This is a genomic window from Clostridium tanneri, assembly GCF_033659955.1.
In the GTDB taxonomy this organism is placed as follows: domain Bacteria; phylum Bacillota; class Clostridia; order Clostridiales; family Clostridiaceae; genus Clostridium_AM; species Clostridium_AM tanneri.
The window spans coordinates 1-789 of sequence record NZ_JARUJP010000082.1 but is presented as its reverse complement, the minus strand read 5'-3'; the positions used below and the strand labels follow the sequence as shown (position 1 = coordinate 789).

At 31.4% G+C, this 789-nt stretch carries 1 pseudogene; it reads right to left on the bottom strand.

Annotated elements, in window-relative coordinates:
- A pseudogene (locus tag P8V03_RS19025) lies at positions 1-789 on the bottom strand (DNRLRE domain-containing protein); the annotation flags it as partial.

Below are 789 nucleotides of genomic sequence, written 5' to 3'. Positions count from 1 at the left end.
AGTTATCATACCTGTAATAAATCCTATCTTTTATTACATGATTAGCATCTTCGGTGTATTCGTAGGTCACTCTATCCCCTATTAGATGATATTTTGTAGTAACTCCATTTACTTTCTTATGTGTTCTGATTCCAGAATCGTTGTATTTAAAGAAGGCATTGATATTATTACCTATAATGGATGTTAATCTTCTTCCTTCTTCCCAACTGTAGGTATAACCGGCATAGGTCTTAGGGTTTCCTATTGTATCATAGGTTATCTCATTTTTATTATAATTTGTCAGTTTATCTTTCCAAGGAGTTTCATATAGATAGCTTATAGGAATTTGCCAAATACCATTTATTTTATCCTGCTTACTGACTATATTCCCTCCGCTATCATAAGTGTATATTACAGTTTTATTTAGGATTTCGTTATCTTCCTGTATAAGCTCATTTAATTCGTTATAGAAATATCTAATATTCTTTCCGTTTTCGAGAATTCTAGTTATATTTCCATTTTCATCATACCAATAGTTTATAGGAGCAAGTTGATTTTGCACAAAAGATAACCTATTTACTGTTGCTCCTTCTTCTTTGCCAGTGACAGATACATAGGCATATTGAGTTTGAAAATTGGTACGTCCTATATTTATTATCTTTCTCTGTAGTCTGCCAAGGTTATCATAAGAATATCTCACTGATTTGTTAGTGTACAGTGAAAGTATCTCCCCTTCTGTTAAGTCTGAGGAGGAATAATTGAAGTTTCTAATTAATCCATTTAGTGAATAATTTCCACTTATATTACTTC